Source organism: Kribbella sp. VKM Ac-2571 (assembly GCF_004362255.1).
In the GTDB taxonomy this organism is placed as follows: domain Bacteria; phylum Actinomycetota; class Actinomycetes; order Propionibacteriales; family Kribbellaceae; genus Kribbella; species Kribbella pratensis.
The window spans coordinates 195,559-211,580 of the sequence record NZ_SNWS01000002.1 but is presented as its reverse complement, the minus strand read 5'-3'; the positions used below and the strand labels follow the sequence as shown (position 1 = coordinate 211,580).

The 16,022-nt window shown below is 68.6% G+C and carries 15 protein-coding genes; 5 read left to right on the top strand and 10 right to left on the bottom strand.

The window, feature by feature from the left end; all coding sequences use genetic code 11:
• From EV651_RS04980 to EV651_RS04970, 3 genes are all read right to left on the bottom strand, one after another.
• Positions 1–984, bottom strand: coding sequence for an SPFH domain-containing protein (locus EV651_RS04980; protein ID WP_133782508.1), 984 nt, complete (start codon positions 982–984; stop codon positions 1–3).
• Positions 984–1,274 carry a hypothetical protein gene (locus EV651_RS04975; RefSeq protein WP_238156671.1) on the bottom strand — a complete coding sequence of 97 codons (291 nt, stop codon included), beginning with the start codon at positions 1,272–1,274 and terminating at the stop codon, positions 984–986. Before EV651_RS04975 ends, EV651_RS04980 begins: the two co-directional genes overlap by 1 nt.
• A gap of 275 nt (positions 1,275–1,549) precedes the next feature.
• Positions 1,550–2,257: a TetR/AcrR family transcriptional regulator gene (locus EV651_RS04970; protein WP_238156670.1), complete on the bottom strand. Its 708-nt coding sequence runs from the start codon at positions 2,255–2,257 to the stop codon at positions 1,550–1,552.
• 116 nt (positions 2,258–2,373) lie between these two features.
• Here EV651_RS04970 and EV651_RS04965 point away from each other — a divergent pair, with 116 nt between their 5' ends.
• Positions 2,374–4,548: an MMPL family transporter gene (locus EV651_RS04965; protein ID WP_133782502.1), complete on the top strand. Its 2,175-nt coding sequence runs from the start codon at positions 2,374–2,376 to the stop codon at positions 4,546–4,548.
• On the opposite strand, the gene pdxH is transcribed toward EV651_RS04965, so the two are convergent.
• Genes pdxH through EV651_RS04950 form a run of 3 tightly spaced genes read right to left on the bottom strand, consistent with a single transcriptional unit; the run spans position 4,497 to position 7,671 of the window.
• The gene (pdxH, locus tag EV651_RS04960) at positions 4,497–5,138 is read right to left on the bottom strand and encodes a pyridoxamine 5'-phosphate oxidase (RefSeq protein ID WP_238156669.1); all 642 of its coding nucleotides are present in this window, start codon (positions 5,136–5,138) and stop codon (positions 4,497–4,499) included. The genes EV651_RS04965 and pdxH overlap by 52 nt on opposite strands.
• 9 nt (positions 5,139–5,147) lie before the next feature.
• Entirely contained in the window at positions 5,148–7,031 is a 1,884-nt protein-coding gene (locus EV651_RS04955; RefSeq protein ID WP_133782500.1) for a hypothetical protein, read from the bottom strand.
• Between the two features lie 31 nt (positions 7,032–7,062).
• Positions 7,063–7,671, bottom strand: coding sequence for a hypothetical protein (locus tag EV651_RS04950; protein WP_133782498.1), 609 nt, complete (start codon positions 7,669–7,671; stop codon positions 7,063–7,065).
• 156 nt (positions 7,672–7,827) lie between these two features.
• Here EV651_RS04950 and EV651_RS04945 point away from each other — a divergent pair, with 156 nt between their 5' ends.
• Positions 7,828–8,940: a citrate synthase 2 gene (locus tag EV651_RS04945; protein ID WP_133782496.1), complete on the top strand. Its 1,113-nt coding sequence runs from the start codon at positions 7,828–7,830 to the stop codon at positions 8,938–8,940.
• Here EV651_RS04945 and EV651_RS04940 read toward each other — a convergent pair.
• Positions 8,937–9,746 carry an AraC family transcriptional regulator gene (locus tag EV651_RS04940; protein ID WP_133782494.1) on the bottom strand — a complete coding sequence of 270 codons (810 nt, stop codon included), beginning with the start codon at positions 9,744–9,746 and terminating at the stop codon, positions 8,937–8,939. The two genes, EV651_RS04945 and EV651_RS04940, sit on opposite strands and share 4 nt — an antisense overlap.
• A gap of 127 nt (positions 9,747–9,873) precedes the next feature.
• Here EV651_RS04940 and EV651_RS04935 point away from each other — a divergent pair, with 127 nt between their 5' ends.
• Both EV651_RS04935 and serC read left to right on the top strand, forming a co-directional pair.
• On the top strand, positions 9,874–10,725 hold the full coding sequence (locus EV651_RS04935) for a phytanoyl-CoA dioxygenase family protein (RefSeq protein WP_133782492.1): 852 nt from the start codon (positions 9,874–9,876) through the stop codon (positions 10,723–10,725).
• A gap of 166 nt (positions 10,726–10,891) precedes the next feature.
• Positions 10,892–12,016 carry a phosphoserine transaminase gene (gene serC, locus EV651_RS04930; protein WP_133782490.1) on the top strand — a complete coding sequence of 375 codons (1,125 nt, stop codon included), beginning with the start codon at positions 10,892–10,894 and terminating at the stop codon, positions 12,014–12,016.
• 375 nt (positions 12,017–12,391) lie between these two features.
• Here serC and EV651_RS04925 read toward each other — a convergent pair whose 3' ends face one another.
• The 3 genes from EV651_RS04925 to EV651_RS04915 all read right to left on the bottom strand — a co-directional run bounded on the left by EV651_RS04925 (position 12,392) and on the right by EV651_RS04915 (position 15,246).
• Positions 12,392–13,531 carry a hypothetical protein gene (locus EV651_RS04925; protein ID WP_133782488.1) on the bottom strand — a complete coding sequence of 380 codons (1,140 nt, stop codon included), beginning with the start codon at positions 13,529–13,531 and terminating at the stop codon, positions 12,392–12,394.
• A complete protein-coding gene (locus tag EV651_RS04920) occupies positions 13,528–14,784 on the bottom strand; it encodes an SAM-dependent methyltransferase (RefSeq protein WP_238156668.1) in 1,257 nt (418 codons plus the stop codon). The genes EV651_RS04925 and EV651_RS04920 overlap by 4 nt, the downstream gene beginning before the upstream one ends.
• A 96-nt stretch (positions 14,785–14,880) precedes the next feature.
• Positions 14,881–15,246, bottom strand: a complete 366-nt coding sequence (locus EV651_RS04915; protein WP_133782486.1) for a hypothetical protein — start codon at positions 15,244–15,246, stop codon at positions 14,881–14,883.
• A gap of 164 nt (positions 15,247–15,410) precedes the next feature.
• Here EV651_RS04915 and EV651_RS04910 point away from each other — a divergent pair, with 164 nt between their 5' ends.
• Positions 15,411–16,001: a helix-turn-helix transcriptional regulator gene (locus tag EV651_RS04910; protein ID WP_133782484.1), complete on the top strand. Its 591-nt coding sequence runs from the start codon at positions 15,411–15,413 to the stop codon at positions 15,999–16,001.
• Positions 16,002–16,022: the final 21 nt, after the last annotated feature.

Sequence of the window (16,022 nt, the reverse complement as noted above, 5' to 3'; positions counted from 1 at the left end):
TTACCTGGCCGGTGTCGTGGGCTGGGTGGTCGGTTGCTGGTTGGTCGTGGTCGGCACCGGGATGCTGACGTTGCCGTTCTGCGGGATGACCATGAACTGGATCTTGCCCGACTCGATCGCGGTCTTCAGCAGGTAACCCTGCGCCCCGAGCATCGCGACCTGCTGCTTGACCGACTGCAGCTCGACGTTCACCTGCTGGTTCTTCTGCTCCTGCGTCGCCTTTGCGAGCTCGGCGCGCTGCTTGGCCTCCAGCCCGTCGATGATGCCCTTGTCCAGCGGCATCGGCTTCTGGACCGTGAAGGACAGCTCACCGCAGTCGTTGCTGCCGTTGTAGCCCGGGCCGCAGAAGTAGTCGCCGCCGACCGCGGCCGGCAGCAGCCGGGTGAACTCCTTGGCCGCCGCGGACTGGAACGCCGACTTCATCTTCTCGTTGTTGTAGAGCTCCGCCCAGCCGTAGTTGGTCGCGACCGCGGACAGGGCGCGGTCGATCTGCGGGCGGAAGTAGCTCTGCAGCATGTCGTTCCAGCCGCGCTCCTCGTACGCCTCGGTCTTCAGGCCGATCCGCTCGTGGAACGACTTCAGCACGTCCTTGTTGCGGTTCAGCGTGAAGTAGACCTGGACGCGGACGCCGAGCCGGACGTTGTCCTTGCTGACCACGGTGACCTCGTCGGCAGCATCCGTGTCCGCGCCGTCGCCGCCGATGATGTACGAGCGCTGGTCGATCGGGTACGTGTACAGCGTGTCGCCCGGGCCGATCAGCTTGTTCGTCGAGCCGGGCGGGATCACCGACTTGAACTTCTTGTCCTCGATCACACCGCCGCCGTAGTGCAGACCGATCCGGTTGGCATCGGTGTTGGCGAAGTTGAAGATGTTGAACAAGATGATGATCACGATCACCACCAGGAACAGCAGCCCGATCACCTTCGCCTTGCCGCCGCCCCCCTTGGGCTTGATCGCCGCCGCGGCGTTCCCCAGCTTTGCCATCAGTCGTGTAGCTCCTTGCGTTCCACCAGTCGCCGGACGTCGGCGAGGGTCAGGTCGGCGGTGACCGCGACGTCCCGCGGCACCGACGGATGCGAGCTGAGCGTACGCAGACCCTGCTCCGCAGCCGCGACTGCCCGCTCCAGTGCCCTGACCTCCTGCAGCAACGCCCGATGTTCGGCGTTCAGCGTGGCCAGTGCCTGCTCCGCGTCGACGGCCCGCCGGTACGAGGACCACGCGAACCAGGCAGCGCCGATCAACAACACGATCGCCGGCAGTCCGAGTCTGATCATGCCGTCGATTGTGGTTCATCCCAGGGCGAAATTGTGTTGAAGCGACAAGCGGGTGGCAGTAAGTTCGCAGTACACGCGAAGGGAGGTGGTCCAACGCATGAATTGCTATCGGACTCGTGAGGTGGCGGCGGGCTAACCGCCAACCACAGTTAAGTGGGCAAGTGGTCGGCCGAAACCAACGCCAGCCACCGGGCCTGCGGGCAGTCAGGTAGTCCGCCTGACCCTGAGTTCGGCCACCCGGTCGTGTCTCTGGAAGCGCCCGCAGGCTTTTTCTTTTACTCGGGCTCCGGGCAGTCCAGGCCCAGGGCCTTCCCGATCTCGAAGAGCTGCGCCTCGAAGTACGCCGCGGCGTCCGGCAGCACCCAGTGGAGCTGGCCGAAGACCTCCATGCAGATCAGGCCGTAGAGCCGGGTCCAGTAGTTCAGCGACAGGTAGATCGCGCCGGGCGGCATCCCGTGGAAGTGCTCCGACTCGGCCGTGAGCTGCTCGACCAGCACGGTCCCGAGCTCGTCGTCGGCCGGGTGCGGGAACGGCTTCTGGTGCCAGATCTGCGCCACGAGTTCCTTGAACAGCGCCCCGAACCGCATCGCCGCCTGATGCCCGGGCGTCTCCTCGTGACCGTCGTCCTCAGGATCGGGTACGGCGGTACCGAACAGCAGCCCGAACTCGGCCGGATGGGCCAGCGCCCAGTCCCGCAGACCGTTCGCGAGCAGATAGAGCCGGGCGCCGAGATCGACGTCCTCCTCGGCGCACTGCAGGTCCATCAACGCGGTCGTCAGCTCGTCGTACAGGTCCGCGATCAGGGCGCTGATCAGCGCCTCGTGGCTCGGGAAGTACCGGTACAGCGCGGGCGGGGTGAGGCCGAGCTCGCGCGCCACCGCGCGCAGGCCGACGGCCGCGGTCCCGCCGCTGACCAGCAACCGGCGGGCGGCCGCCTTGATCTCCGCCAGCGTCGCTGCTCGCCGCCGGTCTCGGCTATCCACCTTCAAAACTCTCCTTGACATCGCCGTAGGGCAGGACCTTAGAGTGAACACCGTTAACAGTTAACGCTGTTCACTCATGCTCCTGCCGCTCAATCTACGCCCTGGGAGACAGTTTCGTGTTCGAGACGCTCGGCCGTTTCGCCTACCGGCGGCGCCGTCTGGTGCTCGCCCTCACCGGTGTGTTCGTCGCCCTCGGCCTCGTCTGGGGCACCGGCGTGTTCGGCTCGCTGGCCAACGGCGGCTTCGACGCGCCGGACACCGAAGCCGCGAACGCCGTCAAGACCATCGAGGAGAACGTCGGCCGCACCGGCACCGACGTGATCGTGCTCTACCGCGACCCGTCGTCGACCGTGGCCGATCCGGCCTTCCGGCAGTCCGTCGAGAGCGATCTGGCCGAGTTGCCGACCGCCGACGTGACCGCGGTCTCGACGTACTGGAGCACCAAGTCGCCGGTGTTCGTGTCGAAGGACCAGCACAGCACGTACGCCGTGCTCACGCTGGCCGGGGCGACGCCGGAGGACCGGCTGGAGACGTTCCACAAGATCGCCTCGCAGCTCCGCTCGGGACCGGCGGGTCTGGACACGAAGGTCGGCGGCGAGGTCGCGGTCTTCGACGAGGTGAACACCCAGACCGAGCACGACATCGTGAAGGCCGAGACGATCTCGACGCCGATCGTGCTGGTGCTGCTGGTGGTCGTGTTCGGCGGCCTGGTCGCCGCGTCGCTGCCGCTGTTCGTCGGTGCGCTCGCGATCCTCGGCGCGTTCGTGCTGCTCCGCGGCCTGTCGGCGGTCACCGACGTGTCGATCTTCTCGATCAACATCGTCACGATGATCGGTCTCGGACTGGCCATCGACTACGCGCTGTTCATCGTCACCCGGTTCCGCGAGGAGCTTGCTCGCGGCAACGATGTGGAGACGGCGCTGACCGCGACGATGGCGACGGCCGGGCGGACGGTGGCGTTCTCCGGCGTGACGGTCGGCGTGGCGATCAGCAGCCTGGTCCTGTTCCCGGTGATGTTCCTGAAGTCGATGGCGTACGGCGGTGCGGCCGCGGTGGCGATCGCGATGATCGCGGCCCTGACCGCGTTGCCCGCGTTGCTCGGGGTCCTCGGGCACCGGGTGAGCAACCTGCGCATCTTCAAGCCACGCAAGACGTCCAGCGATCACGGCGCGTGGTACCGGCTGGCGCACAGCGTGATGCGACGCCCGGTGCGGTACGTCGTCGTGCTCGTCCCGGTGCTGCTCGTGCTCGGAATTCCCTTTCTGAACGCACAACTCGGCGGGGTCGACCATCGGTCGTTGCCATCCGGTGCCACCTCGCGGACGGTCACCGAAACGCTGCAGCGCGACTTCCCGGGAGCCGGCGGGTCGGACATCTACGCGGCGGTGCGGTTCGACTCCGCCCCGAGTGATCCGTCGGCGGCATTGGGGCCGTACATCGCTGGGTTGAAGCAGGTGCGGGACGTGGAGAACGTGCGGATCGGTGGGTACGAGCACGGCGTCGCGTCGGTCGTCGTGCACACTCGCTTCACCGGGCAGGAGTTGCCGGCGCGGGATGTCGTGCACGGGGTGCGGGCGGTGCCGGCGCCGTCGGGGACCGACGTACAGGTAGGTGGTGAGACGGCGGCGGTGATCGACCTGCTCGACGTGCTGAAGGAGCGGGCGCCGTACATGGCCGGATTCATCGTGGTGGTGACGTTCCTGCTGCTGTTCGTTGCCTTCGGCTCGTTCGTGCTGCCTTTGAAGGCATTGGTCATGAACGTGCTGTCGCTGTCGGCGGCGTTCGGCGCGATGGTGTGGATCTTCCAGGACGGGCATCTGTCCGGGTTCCTCGATTTCACACCGGCCGGGTTCCTCGACGCGACCAACCCGGTGCTGCTGTTCGCCGTACTGTTCGGGTTGTCGATGGACTACGAGGTGTTCCTGCTCAGCCGGATCCGGGAGGAGTACGACAAGTCCGGCGACAACGCGCAGGCGGTCGCGCTCGGGCTGCAGCGGACCGGCGGCATCATCACCAGCGCGGCACTGCTGCTGATCATCGTGGTCGCGGCGTTCTCCACGTCGGGCATCGTGTTCGTGAAGATGATCGGTGTCGGACTGGTGATCGCGATCGCGCTGGACGCGACGATCGTGCGGGCGTTGCTGGTGCCCGCGACGATGCGGCTACTGGGGCGCGCGAACTGGTGGGCGCCGGCGCCGCTGGCGCGCTGGTGGAAGTCGCACGGGTTCCGCGAAGAGCCTCAGGGCTGGAGCCGCGACAGCTCCCAGTCGCCGGAGCTGGTCCGGCGGTAGGCCAGGCGGTCGTGCAGACGGCCGGTGCGACCCTGCCAGAACTCGAACGCCTCCGGGGTCACCAGGTACCCGCCCCAGAAGTACGGCGTAGAGATCTCGGTGCCCTCCGGCCACTGCCGCTCGTACGACTCGTACTGCAGGTCGAGCTCCTCACGGGACGCCACCGGCTGGCTCTGCTGGGACGCCCACGCGCCGAGCTGTGACTCGCGCGGGCGGCTCGCGAAGTACTCGTCGACCTCGTCGCCGGGCAGCTTGGTGACGGTCCCTTCGACCCGGACCTGCCGCTCCATCGCGTGCCAGGGGAACACGAGGGCGCAGCGCGGGTTGGCAGCCAGGTCGTCGGCCTTGCGGGACTGCTGGTTGGTGTAGAAGACGAACCCGCGCTCGTCCACACGCTTCAGCAGTACGGTCCGCGCTGACGGGCGTCCGTCCTGGTCGGCGGTCGCGAGCACCATGGCGTTGGGCTCGGCCAGGCCGACTTCCCTGGCCTGCTCCAGCCAGGTCTGGAACTGCACGACCGGGTCGGGAGCGACCTGGCTCTCCAGCAACTCACCGAGTCCGTACGTACGGCGCATCTCCGCAAGGTCCACGCTTCGAGCCTACTTACGTCCGAAGCTGCTCCGTCGATAGGCCCGCCACAACTTGGTGCGCGCGATCTTGCGGACCAGTGGGCTGCGGCGCGGCACAGGCTGCTTAGGAGCTTGTTGTAGTGCAGCCTTGGTGGCCGGCGCGCTCGGCAGGTGGCGGTTGACTTCGTCGAGGTGCTGATCGAACGTGGCTCGCCAGAGCGCCTGACGAAGCGTGGCTTCACCCGCAGCCGAGCTGGCGCCGGCCACCGAGGCAGCCCACAACGTGTCGAGGGACTCGAAGCCGTCAACGTCCTTGAGGAGCTGCTCGATCAGGTCACGGTCGGCGGCATCAGCAAGGCAACGGACCTTCGCCGGGCTTCTGCGCGTGCTGACCGTCGGGCTGGGTTTGAAGAACGGTACGTCGGCCCACGCGGGCACCAGCCGCCGGACGAGCTCGCGGTGTAGCGCGTTGTCGACGCGTTGCGCGGGATCGAGCGCGAACGCCGACCGCACGAACGAGGGGATCAGAAGGGGCGAGACGACGCCGGTGCGCTCCCCCGTCGTACCCCAGCGGCGGAGGCGTTCGACGACGTAGAAGTAGTCGAGCATCGTCGCGTTCTCGATGCCACCGTGGACCGCGGTCCGCAGTACGCGCTCGACCTGCTCGGCGACGACCGCACGGGCTTCGCGCGCGGGTCCTGCTGCCGCGACCAGACGGCCCTGGAGGTGGTTGCTGAAGGCATTCAGCTTGCTCGGCAGCGGCAGTGCGTCGAGTTGCAGCACGTCGCGTGGGTAGAAGTGGCCGTGCGCCACCTCACCGCCGGCGCCGCCGATCGCTAGATGGGCAACGCCCGCAAGCGTTGCGGGTGGCGTGTGGAAGAGGTAGCTGGCCGGGCGCAAGCCCTCGGCGTACCGGTGCCAGCGGAGCGCTCGGTTGACCATTTCCAGCGGTTGCGGCTTGGCGATGGGTTTGGCAGCGACCGGCCTACCTGGGGCCTTCCGACTCACCACGTGTTCGACTGGCTGCTCCAGCAGCTGCACCAGTGACTCCGCGACCTCCAGCTCACCAGGGACCGCGTCGTAGCTGTTGAGCTTCACATCCACACCTGTAGACAGAAACGCGCCCGCGACCACACGCGAGTCTCGGCCGCCACTCAGGTCGACCGTCGCCTGCCCCGGCCAGAGGCTGTCGACCGATCGCGCCACGTCCTGCAGTGCGGCAGCGGTCTCCTCTGCTGTGTCCGCATCATCCGTCGACCACACACTGGTCATCTCGATCCGGCTGACGGTCCGCTGCCGACGGTAGCCATCGGCAACGATATGCGTCGCACCGGGAACAGCCAGCACACCGTCGTACGGCGTGCTGTCGTCCATGAACCAACCGCAGGCCGCGGCGAAACTCCAGCCACGCGCTGCTGCAACAGCGGGAACGCCCGCGAAGAGCAAGGCAGCAGCGGGCCGATTGCTCCAGACCCACCCGTCGGGCAGTCGCAGCTGGAACAGCCGTCCGACACCGATCGAGTCGGTGAACAGGTCCAGGCGTTCCTCACTCGGGTCCAGGACCGCCAGCGTGAACGGTGGCGCCAGTTCGAGGAAGCTGGCCGGAGTACGCCGTACTGCCTTGGCCAGCTGGGCCGGGGCGTCACACGGCTTGATGTCGCCGATCACGCGCTGATAGCCGAGCGGGGCGTGCACGCTGGCCACACGGACGTCAGCGGTGTCGTGCCAGAACGGCCAGAGACACGTGCCGTCGTGACGATCCCACATGTGCAGTCCCACCGTGAGTCCGTCGTACCCCTGGTGTTTGGCCTCGTGCTTCCAGAGATCGCCGTAGTACGCCTCCACGCGCGCACGACCGGCCGCGGCCCGCGCGGCGCTGTCGTGCGCGACCGTGTAGGCGATCAGCGTTTCCATGCAGAGCCTGATGCAGGCTCCGCTGGGAAAGTTACTGCTGTTGGCCCGGGTACTGCGGGGGCTGGTTCTGGGGCTGGTCCTGTGGCTGGCGGTATGGCTGCGGTGGCTGGTACGGCTGCTGGCCGGGGTAACCGCCCCACTGCTGCGTTTGCTGCGGGTACGTGGACTGGTAGCCGCTGCTGCCCTGCGCCAGTCCAGGGGGCGTCGGGAGCTTGGCCAGCTTGGACTCCTGCGTCCAGCGCCGGATGCCGACCAGCAGCAGCGGTATGCCGAAGAGGATGACGGACCCGTCGAACAGCAGGTACGACGCGCCGTACCGCGAGCCCGGGAACTCGAAGAGCTTCATCAGGTCGATCGTCTGCCGCACGGGCAGCAGCATCGCGGCCAGACCGACCGCCGTCAGCAGCAGCCCCGACCCGGTCGTCACCCCTGCGCCGATGGCCGGAGCCATCATCAGCAGGCCGAGCACGACGGCGATCACGACCAGCAGCGCGAGCCAGGGCAGCGACCCGCCCAGGTCGTCGCGGAACAGTTGCAGGCGCTGCGTCAGCCGGGTGGTCGCGTAGGACGAGGCACCCACCGCGACGTAGGTGGCGATGACGCCGATCACGAGCCCGAGGGCAGGGAGGGGCTTTGTCATGAACCGAGACTAGACCTCCGTACGGTCCACCGCCCGAACCTCCGAACCGGTCACAAAACTGCCCGCGCGTCGGCGCGGAGAACTATGCTGCCTGAGCGCCCAGGCGCGGGCTCTTCCTGGTGGGCCTGCGTCCTGACACGAGGACGAGGGAGTCGCATGTCTGATCCGAGGACCGAGGTGCAGCACGGGCTGGAGGGTGTGGTCGCGTTCGATACGCAGATCGCCGAGCCGGACAAGGAAGGTTCGGCGCTCCGGTACCGCGGCGTGGACATCGAGGACCTGGTCGGCCGGGTGCCGTTCGAGAACGTCTGGGGCCTGCTCGTCGACGGTGCGTTCACGCCGGGACTGCCGCCCGCCGAGCCGTTCCCGCTGCCAGTGCACACCGGCGACGTGCGCGTCGACGTACAGTCCGCGCTGGCGATGCTGGCACCCGCCTGGGGTCTGCGGCCGCTGTACGACATCGACGACGTGCAGGCGCGTGAGGATCTGTCCCGGGCCGCCGTGATGGCGCTGTCGTACGTCGCGCAGGCGGCGCGCGGGACCGGGCAGCCGATGGTGCCGCAACGCGAGGTGGACAAGGCGACCACGATCACCGAGCGGTTCATGATCCGCTGGCGTGGCGAGCCGGACCCGAAGCACGTGCGGGCGGTCGACGCGTACTGGACGTCCGCGGCCGAGCACGGCATGAACGCGTCGACGTTCACCGCGCGGGTGATCGCATCGACCGGGGCGGATGTCGCCGCCGCGCTGTCCGGTGCGGTCGGCGCGATGTCCGGGCCGCTGCACGGCGGGGCGCCGGCGCGGGTGCTGACGATGATCGAGGGCGTCGAGCGCAGCGGTGACGCCCGTTCGTACGTGAAGGGTCTGCTGGACGCGGGCGACCGGCTGATGGGCTTCGGGCACCGCGTCTACCGGGCCGAGGACCCGCGCGCCCGCGTGCTTCGCCGTACGGCGCGTGAACTCGCCGCCCCGCGGTACGAGGTGGCCGAGGCGCTGGAGCAGGCCGCGCTGGCCGAGCTACGGGAGCGGCGTCCGGACCGGGTGCTGGAGACGAACGTGGAGTTCTGGGCCGCGATCGTCCTCGACTTCGCGGAGGTGCCGCCGCCGATGTTCACCTCGATGTTCACCTGCGCGCGAACCGCCGGCTGGAGCGCCCACGTCCTCGAGCAGAAACGCACCGGCCGCCTGATCCGCCCCTCGGCGATCTACTCCGGCCCGGCCTCCCGCCCCGCCGACGCGATCGAGGGCTGGAACCCCAACTGGGCTTAGGGCCTGGCTTCCGACCCCACGCCGTAGCGAGCAGGTGCCGAGTGCCGCGCAGTAGGCGTGGGGTTGGAAGCCAGGCCCTCACGGTCTTGGCTGGGGGTGCGGCCGGTTCGTTGTTTGTACTGGCGGCTGAAGTACGGGACGTCGGTGTAGCCGAGGGCGGCGGCCGTTTCGGTGACGGTCATGCCGCTCTCGGTGAGCAGCTGGTGTGCGCGGTCGATCCGCGCCTGGATCAGGTACTGCGCGGGTGACATCCCGAACTGCGCGACGAACCGGCGGGTGAACTGGGCCCTGCTGAGCGACGCGCGGCGCGCCATCTCCGCGACGGTCCAGTCCCGGCCCGGGTCCTGCCGGAGCTGCCTGGCGATGTCGTCGACCGCGGTGTCGGTGACGCTGCGGCCCGGGTGGTGGACGGCGTCCCAGATCAGCGCGACCAGTTGCTCGAGGCACAGTTCGGCCTGATGCCGGCCGAGGGCGTCACCACGGCGGTACGACGCGTCGCTGGTCCGCGCGAGGACGCCGAGCAGCTCGCGGTCGAGCACCTCACCCCAGCGCGGATCAGGTGCGGCGGTCGTGGTGGTCTCGAAGTGCATGCCGAAGACCAGGAGCCTTCGGTGCGGGTCGTGAGTGGCTCGTGGGGCGTCACCGGGTTGGAAGACCGCGCAGACGCCGGGGCGAAGCTCCTGGCGGTTTCCGTCGAGTTCGAGGGCGCCCCGACCGTCGACGACGCACCAGAGCAGATGGTCCCGCAGCGGGCGCGACGTCCAGGACCAGCTGGGTTCGCAGCGCCAGAAGGTCGGGGCGGACATCCGCTCGAGCCACAGTCGGTGCAACAAAAGTTCAAGTCCTCGCGTGAATCGTCCGTGGTCCCGTGCGGTGGAGACGCAGGAAAATGGGGTTCAACGGAAGACTAGGGCAGATTCGCGGGAGCTGTGCATGAGCGTTTCATCCAACGTTGTCGACGTACATCAGGAAGAGTTCGAGCGCACCGGGTACACGTTGGTGCGGGGGTTGTTCTCCACGGACGAGGCCGAGCGGCTGCGGGACCACTACATGGACGTACGCCGCCGCGGGCCGCAGGCGCACGACTTCGCGGGGCACACGTCGACCGACCGGGACCCGCTCAAGCGGTACCCGCGGATGGCGCAGATGCACCGGTGGGACGACGTGTCGCTGCAGTGGATGATCGACCCGCGCATCGACCAGGTGATGACCGCGCTGCTCGGCAGGTCGCCGTACGCGGTGCAGACGATGCTCTACTTCAAACCGCCGGGCTCCCGCGGGCAGGCGCTGCACCAGGACAACTTCTACCTGAAGGCCGATCCGGGGACCTGCGTCGCGGCGTGGATGGCGCTCGACCGGGTCGACGAGGCGAACGGGTGTCTCGAAGTCGTCCCCGGGTCGCACCGCTGGCCGATCCTGTGCACGGAGAAGGCCGACACCACGGTCAGCTTCACCGACGTCACGGTCCCGCTCCCGTCCACGGGCGCCGCCGTACCCGTGGAGATGGAGCCGGGTGACGTGCTGTTCTTCCACGGCGCCCTGGTCCACGGCAGCAACCCGAACATCACGACCGATCGCTTCCGGCGGGCGCTCATCGGTCACTACATCCAGGGCGAGGCGGAGCGGGTCGCACAGTACTACCACCCGGCGCTGCGGATGGACGGGACCGAGCTCACCCTCGAGGTCGCCGAAGGCGGCGGGGCCTGCGGCGAGTGGACCGAAACCCCCGACGGGCCGGTAGCCCTCCTCACCGGCACCGAACGCACCACCCGCAAACACGAGTAGCCCCTCCGCGCGTCTTCGGGCACCGGATCCGTACGGCGGGACGCTCGGCGTACGGATCCGGTGCACAAAGTGGACCCCGGGTGGTGGGTCGGGTGGGATGTGCGAAGATGGAGCGCGCTGACAGCGTCGTCGGCCTTCTTGCTGCAGACGACGAAGGGGACCGCTGGTGACCAGCGAAATCAAGATTCCTGAAGAGCTCAAGCCCGCCGACGGCCGCTTCGGGGCCGGGCCGTCCAAGGTCCGTCCGGAAGCCGTCGCCGCCCTGGCGACCGAGGGCGCGAAGCTGCTCGGCACCTCCCACCGGCAGGCGCCGGTGAAGAACCTGGTGAAGCGGGTCCAGGAAGGCGTCGCCGAGCTCTTCCAGCTGCCGGACGGGTACCAGGTGGTGCTCGGCAACGGCGGCTCGACCGCGTTCTGGGACATCGCGACGTTCGGGCTGATCCGGGAGAAGAGCCAGCACCTGAGCTTCGGTGAGTTCTCCTCGAAGTTCGCGAAGGCCTCGCAGCTGGCACCGCACCTCGGCGACCCGTCGATCGTGAAGGCCGAGCCCGGCAGCCGCCCGGTCGCGGTGGCGGAGGCCGGCGTCGACCTGTACGCGTGGCCGCACAACGAGACCTCCACCGGCGTGATGGCGCCGGTCAAGCGGGTCGAGGGCGCCGACGAGGGCGCGCTGATCGCGATCGACGCCACCTCGGGCGCGGCCGGCCTGCCGGTCGACCTGAACGAGGCCGACGTCTACTACTTCGCACCGCAGAAGGGCTTCGCCTCCGACGGCGGCCTGTGGATCGCGCTGATGAGCCCGGCCGCGCTCGCGCGGGTCGAGGAGATCGCCGCCTCCGGCCGGTGGATCCCGGCGTTCCTGGACCTGGCGACGGCGGTCGACAACTCCAGCAAGAACCAGACGTACAACACGCCGTCGCTCGCCACCCTGTTCCTGATGGCGGAGCAGACCGACTGGATCAACAGCCAGGGCGGCCTGGAGTGGAGCGTCGCCCGTACGACGGACTCCAGCACCCGCCTGTACACGTGGGCCGAGAAGTCCGACTACGCCACGCCGTACGTCACCGACCCCGACGCCCGCTCCCTCGTCGTCGGCACCATCGACCTCGACGACTCGATCGACGCCACCGCGGTCGCCAAGACCCTGCGCGCCAATGGCATCGTCGACACCGAGCCCTACCGCAAACTCGGCCGCAACCAGCTCCGCGTTGCCATGTTCCCCGCGGTCAACCCCGACGACGTCGAAAAACTGACCCAGTCCATCGACTACGTAGTCGAGAACCTCAAGTAACCCGCACCCCCCAACAGCCGCCGACCCCACCCGGGCCGGCGGCTGTCCCTTTCCCCCACCCCCACCACCCGCACGCACCGCACCACCGGAGGGCGGCATGCAGGCTGGCGGGTTATGTGTGCGGTGGCGGGAAGTAGGAGGCCATCGGTGACATAACCCGCTACTGGTGACCTGCAGGCGGACTGGCCTGAGGCCACTACCAGCGGATCTCCAGCACTCACGAACCGCGTGTGTCGGGCGGTTCACGCCCGCCGCTGAGCGTCAGGTGTACCGGCGCCGGCCAGTTGGTGAGTGGTGGCGATCCGCCCGACGCCGGCGGGATCGGACCGCCGTGGCAGATGTAGCCGCGGCAGGTGCGGGCCGGGGCGGTCGGGGTCAGGAGTGTTGGCGGCGGCGGGGGGTGGGTGGGGATTGGCCTGTCAGGCGGGCGTTCTCGGCCTGGCGGTCCAGGCGTTCGCGGCGGCCCGGGGGGAAGGTGACGACGGTGATGATGAGGGCGAACAGGGCGGCGCCGATGATGATCCAGCGGAGGTTGTGACTCTTGCCGGAGTCGGAGTTGTTGCTGTCGGCGCTGGTTGCGGGCTTGGGAGTGGCACTGGCCGAAGGGGGCGTGGAGCCGGCCGCCTTGGCGGGCACCTGGACCTGGTAGACGGCCGAGTTCGCGCCCTCGCTGCCGACCAGGACGGTCCCGTCGGTGGGACCGACGGCGACGGTCTCTCCCTGGCCGAGGGGTGCGGCACCGCGGGCGATGGCGTTGGGGGTCTCACCCCAGGCCACGGTCGTCACATCGGCGTACGTGCGCAGCACCACCCGTTGACCGTCCGGCAGGAACGTCCCGTCGGTGATCACCCCGGACGGCGCCGCCGCGAGCTTGGACAGGTCGTTGGTGCCCTCGCGGGACGGTGCGGGCGGAGCCGCGTAGATCGCGCCGGTGCCCTTGAGCGCCTTCGTCACGATGTAGAGCTGGCTGGTCCCCGGCTCGATCAGCAGGGTTTCGGCGTCGTGCGCACCGTCCGGGTACTTGAAGTCGTACCGGTGGTACTTGACGTTCGACTGGTCCTCGAGCTTTTCCGGCTCCGGGATCGTGTAGATCTCGATCTGGTCCCGGTTCTCCTTGTTGTCGCCGATGTCCGCGACGTAGATCGTGCCGTCCCGGTCCACCCCGAGCGCTTCGACGTCGGTGACCTTCGCACCGAACCGCAGGACTGCTTCCACCTTGCCGTCGGCGTCGAGCGCGAACACCCGCCCGGTGTCGCCGGAGTCGTTCACGGTCCAGTAGGTCCCTGGGTGCTTGACACTCTTCGCCAGCCCGGACGACTCCTGGATCCGATCGTCCCGGATCGTGAACAGCTTCTTCGGCGCCGGCGCCGTCGGCCCCGCGCCCGAACCCGCCGAACCCGCCGAACCCGCCGAACCCGCCGAACCCGCTGCAGCCGTCAACGCGGGCAGCGCCACACCCGCCAGCGTGCACAGCGTCGCCCCGAGCAGAGCGAGCGCGGTCCGGACCTGTTTCACGACACCACCTCGGCGGCCGGCGTCTGCTCAGCCGGCGGGAGGAGCAGCTGGGCCAGCCGCGGCGTCACCTGCCATTCGGTGACCATCGACCGGTACTCGGCCTGCAGGTCCGCGGTCGGCTTGGCACCGGTCCGGGCAGCGCGGAGCAACAGATTGCGCGGCGTGTGCTGACTATCCACGAACTGCACGACCTCCACCCGGTAACCGACCTGTCGGAGCACCGCTGCCCGCAGGGAGTCCGTCAGGACGTCGGCGAACCGCTCACGAACGATGCCATACCTCGTCATCAGCGCATAAGGCGCCGGTGGTGTGACGCTCTTCAGCTGCTTTTGGATGTCGTGATGACAACATGGAGCCGCGAGAACCAGTGAAGCCTCCCAGCCGACGGCTCGCGCGAGCGCGTCGTCGGTCGCGGTGTCGCAGGCGTGCAGCGCCAGGACGACGTCCGGCCGCACGTCCAGCTCCGCGCCCTCGATGGTCGCATCCAGGAACCGCAGGTGCTCCTGCCAGCCGAGCGCCTCGACCACCCGCGTGTTCCGCTTCCGCGCCGCCGGGTTGTGGTCGATACCGGTCATCCGGACATCGTGACCGGCCGCGGTGAGCAGGTGGTACGCCGCGAGCGTGAGGTACGCGTTCCCGCAGCCGAGGTCGACCACCTGCAGCGGCCGTCCGGCTGCGATCCGCCCGGCCGAAACCGCGTCCTCGAGCGCCGGCGCGAGCAGCTTGCAGAACTCCTCGATCTGCTTGTACTTCGCCTGCCGGGACGGCTTCACCCGGCCCTGGTGGTCGCTGATCCCGAGCTCGATCAAGAACGGCGCCGCCGGATCGAGCACCCGGCGCTTCACCCGGTCGTGACCGGTCTCCTGCTCCCGGTGGTCCTCCTGCCGGTGCAGCAGCTCCTTGCCCTTCTTGGTGTACCGCAGCCGCAGCGTCTGGCTCGTCGTCTCGACGTGCCACGACCCGTACGGCAGGTCGAGAAGCTCGTCGACCGCCTTCTCCAGGTCCGCACCCGCCACATTGCGCGTGTGCGCCTGGCGCTCGTCGAACTCGGTGATCTGCAGGTGCCGCTGACCCTTCAGATCGACGTACCGCAGCTCCACCCGCAGGTACGACGGCGGCTCGAGGCCGCGGCGCCGGCCCGAGGCCAGACCGCGCACCAAACCACTCTGATCGAGCAGGGCAGCACGGACCACCGCCCGCGCTCCGGACTCCTCCGGCAGCGCCGACTCGTCCGACCGCACCTCTGGCTGCACCGCGCCATTGTCCCCGACCCGTCGGGTCGATCACAAAAGGGTCTCGTCCACCCACCGTCGCAGCCCATGAACCCGCCGCAGTCACCCCCGGTCGGCTCATGGGAGTTGCTGGTCGTCGGCGAGTAGTCCCAGCCCCCTGAGGCGGGTGATGATGCCACCTTCCTGGCGGCCCAGGGCCTCGACAAGTTGCTCCAGGGTCGCGCTGTCGTTGTACATCTCGATCAGGGTCTGCTCGTCCTCCGGACTCCACTGGCGGAACGCGTTCGGATGGGTCTTCCGGGCGCGCTTGATCTTGTGGGTCATCGAGCGCGGGTTCATCGGCTCGAGCGACCGGATCCGGGCCTGCCGGTGGCGGCCGACCTCCTCGCCCTCCCGCCAGAACACCACTGCCCCGTCGTCGAACGTCATCAGGTCGGCCGGCACGTCGCAGTAGTCGGCGTCCTCGAGCATCACGCGCATCATCGCTGGTTCACTCCATTTCCTCGGTGGATGCGTGGTCGACAGAGAAGATGCCGCGATCCCGCCAGCCCTCGACGCACCGATTCGCGACCTGTGGACAACCGAATCGCACACCATCTTTGCAAAATCACTTTGCAAAGAGTCTTTGCAGTTCTATCCTCGGAGTCATGAGCGACGAGAACCAGAGCGTGGAGCCCGCACGGACGGTCCAACTAGACCGCCATCTCGTGCGCGCCCTGGCACACCCGATGCGGAACCGGATCCTCGGCCTGCTCCGGGTCTACGGCGCGCAGACCGCCACGACCCTGGCAGGACGGCTGGGTGTGAACACCGGCGCGACCAGCTACCACCTCCGCCAACTCGCGGACGCCGGCCTGGTGATCGAGGACGACAGCCGCGGCAACGCCCGCGACCGCTGGTGGAAGTCCGCCCACCAGGGCACCGAGTTCAACGCGGCCGAGCTGCTGGACCAGGAGCCGGAGCTGGCTCTGGGCTTCCTGCACGGAGTCGGCCAGACGTACGCCGAGAACATCTTCGGCTTCATCGACGCGATGCAGACGATGCCCGACGACTGGCGCGACGCCAGCACACTCGCGGACTACTTCTTCCACCTCCGGGCCGACCAGCTGGAGGCGATGATGCGCGAGGTCATAGCGGTCCTGGAGAAGTACAAGACGCCGGACCTCACGGCTCCGCTACCGGAGGGCGCCGAGCAGGTGACCGTCCAGATCCAGGCGTTCCCACGCGAGACGCGCTAGCGGCACAGGGGTGAGGCGAAC